The 5,321-nt window shown below is 72.7% G+C and carries 5 protein-coding genes and 1 pseudogene; 1 reads left to right on the forward strand and 5 read right to left on the reverse strand.

Annotated features, from left to right (window positions below):
* From JNW91_RS29290 to JNW91_RS29310, 5 genes and pseudogenes are all read right to left on the reverse strand, one after another.
* A pseudogene (locus JNW91_RS29290) lies at positions 1 to 226 on the reverse strand (peptidase S1); the annotation flags it as partial.
* A gap of 38 nt (positions 227 to 264) precedes the next feature.
* Positions 265 to 1,224, reverse strand: coding sequence for a VWA domain-containing protein (locus JNW91_RS29295; RefSeq protein ID WP_203178739.1), 960 nt, complete (start codon positions 1,222 to 1,224; stop codon positions 265 to 267).
* The gene (locus JNW91_RS29300; RefSeq protein WP_203178740.1) at positions 1,221 to 2,231 is read right to left on the reverse strand and encodes a DUF58 domain-containing protein; all 1,011 of its coding nucleotides are present in this window, start codon (positions 2,229 to 2,231) and stop codon (positions 1,221 to 1,223) included. Before JNW91_RS29300 ends, JNW91_RS29295 begins: the two co-directional genes overlap by 4 nt.
* Positions 2,228 to 3,277 carry an AAA family ATPase gene (locus tag JNW91_RS29305; RefSeq protein ID WP_203178741.1) on the reverse strand — a complete coding sequence of 350 codons (1,050 nt, stop codon included), beginning with the start codon at positions 3,275 to 3,277 and terminating at the stop codon, positions 2,228 to 2,230. Before JNW91_RS29305 ends, JNW91_RS29300 begins: the two co-directional genes overlap by 4 nt.
* 230 nt (positions 3,278 to 3,507) lie before the next feature.
* Positions 3,508 to 4,017, reverse strand: a complete 510-nt coding sequence (locus JNW91_RS29310) for a hypothetical protein (protein ID WP_203178742.1) — start codon at positions 4,015 to 4,017, stop codon at positions 3,508 to 3,510.
* Between the two features lie 306 nt (positions 4,018 to 4,323).
* Between JNW91_RS29310 and JNW91_RS29315 the strand changes: the two genes are divergently transcribed.
* Positions 4,324 to 5,319, forward strand: coding sequence for an endonuclease/exonuclease/phosphatase family protein (locus JNW91_RS29315; protein ID WP_203178744.1), 996 nt, complete (start codon positions 4,324 to 4,326; stop codon positions 5,317 to 5,319).
* Positions 5,320 to 5,321: the final 2 nt, after the last annotated feature.

Genomic DNA, 5,321 nt, shown 5'->3' on the forward strand with positions numbered 1-5,321 from the left:
CGGGACCTGCGCCGCCGTCCCGGCCCGCCACCACGCCACCGGCCACGGCACCCGAGACGGTGGACAACGCCACCACCGCCAGCACGGCGAGGAGTCCCCGCGGTCGCCGCCCGCCCGGATCCCGACCCGCCCCGGGGGCGTCCCACCACCCGCGCCCGTCCGGGTCGAGTTCCGGCGAGATGAACCAGGGACCGCGCGGTTCGCCCAGTCCGGTCTGCCCTGCCATGCGTACTCCTCACGGTCGACGTCGGTTGTGCGCGGCGGTCAGGGCAGGCGCGAGAACCAGCGCATCGAGCCGGCGGCGGCACCCATCGCGAACACCAGTCCGAGGCCGATGAACCGCGCCGAGACGTCCTGCCGTTCGGTGCGGTAGCCGACCGAGCTGCCGATGTCGTCGTAGACGGCGCGCAACTCGTCGGTGGTGCTGGCCTCGTGGAACATTCCGCCGGTCTCGTCGGCGACCGCCCGGAGGGTCTGCCCGTCCACCGGCACCTGGATCGGTCGCCCGCCCCGGTCCACGAACCCGGACGGGGTGCCGAAGGAGATCGTGTGCACCGGCACCTTCGCCGCCACCGCGTCCGCGGCCGCCTCCATCGGGTCCATCCCGGACGTGTTGGCCCCGTCGGAGAGCAGGATGATCCGGGCCGGGGGTGGTTCCTTCGCCGCCTGACTGTCCAGCCCCTTGACCGCGCCGAGCGAGGTGTTGATGGCCTCGCCGATCGCGGTGCCCTGCACCCCGGTGACCCCCTCGGCGAGCCGGTCGATCCCCTCGTCCAGGGCGCCCCGGTCGGTACCCGGGGGCACCAGGACGGCGGCGCTGCCGGCGAACGCCACAAGGCCCACGTTGAACTCGTCGGGCAGTCCTTCGACGAACCGGCGGGCCGCCTGCTTGGCCGCGGTTAGCCGGTCCGGATCCACGTCGGTGGCGAGCATGGACGTCGACACGTCGACGGCCACCATCACGGTGGCCCGTTCCCGGGGCACCCGGACCTCGGCGGTGGGCCGGGCGAAGCCGACCACGAGCAGCGCCAGCATGGCCAGGAACAGGCCGGCCGGTACGTGCCGGCGCCAGGCCGGTCGCTGCGGCGCCACCCGGTCCAGCAGCCGCAGATTGGTGAAGCGGACCGCGTACCGGCTGCGCCGCCGCTGCATCACCAGATACGCGACGACCAGGGCGAGAACCCCGAGCAGCAGCCAGAGGCGCAGCGGCGACTGCCAGATCACGCGGCACCTCCCCGGGCGGACCCGGCCGGGGCGGCGGCCAGCCGGCGCTGGGCGTGCACGTGCCGGACGATGTCCGCGCTCCAGTCCCGGTCGGTCCGCAGCGCCAGGTGGCTGGCCCCGCCGCGGTGCAGCGCCTGGCGCACCTGGTCGCGCTGGGCGACGGCCGCCGCCGCGTACCGTTCCCGCAGTCCACGGTCCGATGTGCACACCTCGCGGTGGTGCCCAGTCTCCGGGTCGACCAGCGTGATGATGCCGACGTCGGGCAGCTCCAACTCGCGCGGGTCGGTCACCTCGATCGCCAGCACCTGGTGCCGGGCGGCGAGCCTGCGCATGGTCCGCTCCCAGGGTGGCGGCTGGTCGGGATCGTCGGGCAGACCGTCGAGGAAGTCGGAGACCACCACGACCAGCCCTCGCCGGTTGGCGACCCGGTGCAGCGCGTCGAGCCCGTCCACCAGCTCCGGCGGCGCCGACCGCCCGGGCCCCGGCCGGTCGGTGGGCGCGGTGCCACGCGGGGCCGCGAGCAACGCGCGCAGCAGGCCGAGCAGATGGGTACGCCCGCTGCGGGCCGGAAACCGGCGTACCCCGTCGGCGCCCAACACCTGCGCGCCGAGCCGGTTGCCGACACCGGCGGTCAGGAAACCGACCGCCGCGACCGCGGCCACGGCCAGCTCACGCTTGTCCAGCTCGGCGGTGCCGAACTCCATGCTGGCGCTGCCGTCGACCAGCAGCCAGGTGGTCAGTTCCCGATCGGCGTCGACCTGCCGTACGTGCGGCACCGTGGTCCGGGCGGTCACCGCCCAGTCCATCCGGCGGACCTCGTCCTCGCCCGGCCGGTACTCCCGGCTCCCGGCCGGTTCGCTGCCCGGGCCGGGCAGCAGGCCGCGGTACTGGCCGTGCAGGAGGCCGTTCAACCGGCGGGTGACGGTCAGTTCCAGACGGCGCAGCCGCTGGTCCGGTGCCAGCTCCGCGAGCCCGGGATCGGCCGACGCGACACTCGCGCGTCTCATGCCGTCGCCAGGTCGGGGGCCTGCTGCGGGTGTCCGTTGGCGAGCCGGGGCGGTGGGACGGCCTCGACCAGGCGCCGGACCACGCTCTCGGCCGACACCCCGTCGGCCACCGCGTCGAAGGAGAGCACCAGCCGGTGGGCGAGCACGTCCACGGCCAGCTCGCGGACGTCCTCGGGCAGCACGTACTCCCGTCCGCGCAGCAGCGCCTGGGCCCGGGCGGCCGCGACCAGGCCGAGCGTGGCGCGGGGGCTGGCACCGTACGCCAGCATCGGCGCGATCTCCGCCAGCCCGAACCGGCCCGGGTCACGCGTGGCGAGGATGAGCCGGACCACGTACTCGGCCAGGGCGTGGTGGACGAAGACCCGTTCCGCCTGGCCCTGAAGGTCACGCAGCCGTTGCGCGTCGAGCACCCGGCGCGGGGTCGGCCGGTCGGTGCTCATCCGGTAGAGGATCGCCAGCTCGTCGGCGTCGCTGGGGTAGTCGACCACGACCTTCATCAGGAACCGGTCGCGTTGTGCCTCGGGGAGCTGGTAGACCCCCTCGGACTCGATCGGGTTCTGGGTGGCCAGCACCAGGAACGGCGCAGGGACCGGCCAGCTGCGCCCGCCGATGGAGACCTGCCGCTCCGCCATGGCCTCCAACAGCGCCGACTGGACCTTGGCCGGGGCGCGGTTGATCTCGTCGGCGAGCACCAGGTTGGCCATGATCGGGCCCAGCTCGATGTCGAAGGTCTCCTTGGAGGCCCGATAGATCCGGGTGCCGACGATGTCGGAGGGGACCAGGTCCGGGGTGAACTGGATCCGGGAGAAGGTGCCTCCGACCACGGTGGCGAGGGTCTGCGCGGCCAGCGTCTTGGCCACGCCGGGAACCCCCTCCAGGAGGCAGTGCCCGTTGGCGACCAGTGCGGTGAGCAGGCGTTCGACGAGCCGATCCTGCCCGACGATCACGCGTTTGACCTCGAAGAGGGTCTGTTCCAGCTCGACGCCGGTCGGCTCCGGATCGACCGGGCTGGGCATGCTGGCCAGGGTGTCCGAGATGTCCGTCACGGTGCTTGCTTCCCGTGGCGGGGGGCCGGCAAACGTCGGATTGTGAGCGCCGGACGGGTCCGTTGCTGCCCGGACAGGGAGGAGCCGCCCGGACGGGTGACGACCGGCACGAGTCGGTCGAGAGGGACGCGACGGGCGCGAGTTGCCACGAGTCGGTCAGGTTCGTCGGGGCGGGGCCTGGACCGGGTGCGGCCCCCGCGCACGAGACGCGGGGGCCGCACCCGACTTCGTCAGAACGTGTGGGTGAGCAGGGTGAAGCCCAGGTCGGCCGGGGTGCCGGCCGAGTTGCGGGTCTGGATGAAGACCGCGTTGGGCGTGCTCAGCCGCGGCGCGACCGAGACCTCGCCACCCGGCGGGATGCAGCAGGCGTCGGAGCGGGAGATGGTGGCCAGGAAGGCACCGGACGACACGTTGTAGCCGAACTGCACCTCGTACTCGCCGACCCCGTACTTGATGACCGTGCCGGTGCCGCGCGCCCTGGTGCCGTTGGCGTTGACGACGGTGAAGACGGTGGCGGCGGCCAGGGTGGTGGCCCCACCGGCCTTCAGCGCGGCCTTCGCCTTGCGGGCCGACTCGGCCGTCACCGGCGGCTGAGCGTCCGTGCTGCGCGCCGCCGGCTGGACGGCATCCTGCGGCGCCTTGGCCGACGGCTGGGCGGCGGCGATCCCACCCCCGGCCAGGGTCAGCGCCAGAACGGCGAACGTGACCGCCGCCGCCTTACGTCGGAAGAATGTGCTCATGACAGGTCCCCCTTGTGTGACCGTGCGAATTCGGCCGACCCGCGGGGCGGGACGGATGATTGCCTGAAAATAGGGTCACGACGATTACGGGAGCGGATTCCTGGACGATCTACATCCCGCCTGAGCTGGTGTTACTACTCAGAGTTGCGTCGTTTGGGCCAGATGGAACGTAGCACCACAAAAAGCTGACCGTCAATAGTTGATCTCACTTTATCGTCCTGTCATTCAGGCGTCAGTTAATTGTGAAATGTGAGCCCATCACCATTCATGAAATGCGCTCGGGAGTTCCCCGCTAGGCTGACCGCCATGATCGTCGAAACGCCGGCCGCGCCGGTCCGACGCCACACCCGGCGGATCATCACCGTGCTCAGCTGGTTGACGGTCGGACCGGTGGCCGCCTGGGCCACGGTCCGGCTCACCGGCCTCGACCGGGGACCGTTGGTGCAGGCACTCGCCTTCACCCCGTACGTCGCGGGATGGAGCGTGCTGACCCTCGCCGCCACCCTCGCCCTGCGGCGCTGGTGGCCGGCGGCGGTCGCGGCACTGGCCACCGTGGCGCTGCTCGGCATGGTCGCGCCCCGAGCGCTCGCCTCGCCGCAGCCGGCGGCGGCCGGGCCGACCGTACGGCTGCTCACCGCGAACCTGCTCGCCGGCGCCGGTGACGCCCGAACCCTCGTCGACCTGGTCCGCACACACCAGGTCGACGTGCTCACCGTGCAGGAGTTCACCCCGGACGCGCAGGCCGCCCTGGACCGGCTCGGCCTCGACCGGCTACTGCCCCACCGGCAGCTCAATCCCCAGGTGGGCACCCCCGGCTCGGGCCTCTACGCACGCTGGCCCACCAGCGACGGCGGCATCCGCAACAACCGGGGCGGTTGGGGTTTCAGCCAGGCGTACGGAACGCTGACCGTCCCCGGCGCACCCCCGGTGCGTGTCGAGTCGGCCCACCCCTCCGCGCCGTACGCGGTGGACCAGGTCGACGCCTGGCGGACCGACCTGACCGCCCAACCACCGGCCACCCCGGACGGTGAACTGCGGATCCTCGCCGGGGACTTCAACGCCACCCTCGACCACAGCCCACTGCGCGCCCTGCTGCGCACCGGCTACGTCGACGCCGCGGACGCCACCGGCACGGGGCTCACCGGCACCTGGGGCCCGTACGACGGCGACCTCATCCCGCCGGTCACGATCGATCACGTACTGGTCGACCGCCGCATCGCCGTCCGCTCGGTGCAGGTGCACACCCTCCCCGGCAGCGACCACCGCCCCGTCCTAACCACCCTCACCCTCCCCCTCCACTAACC

Origin of the sequence: Micromonospora parastrephiae, from assembly GCF_016802865.1 — a bacterium.
GTDB lineage: Bacteria > Actinomycetota > Actinomycetes > Mycobacteriales > Micromonosporaceae > Micromonospora > Micromonospora parastrephiae.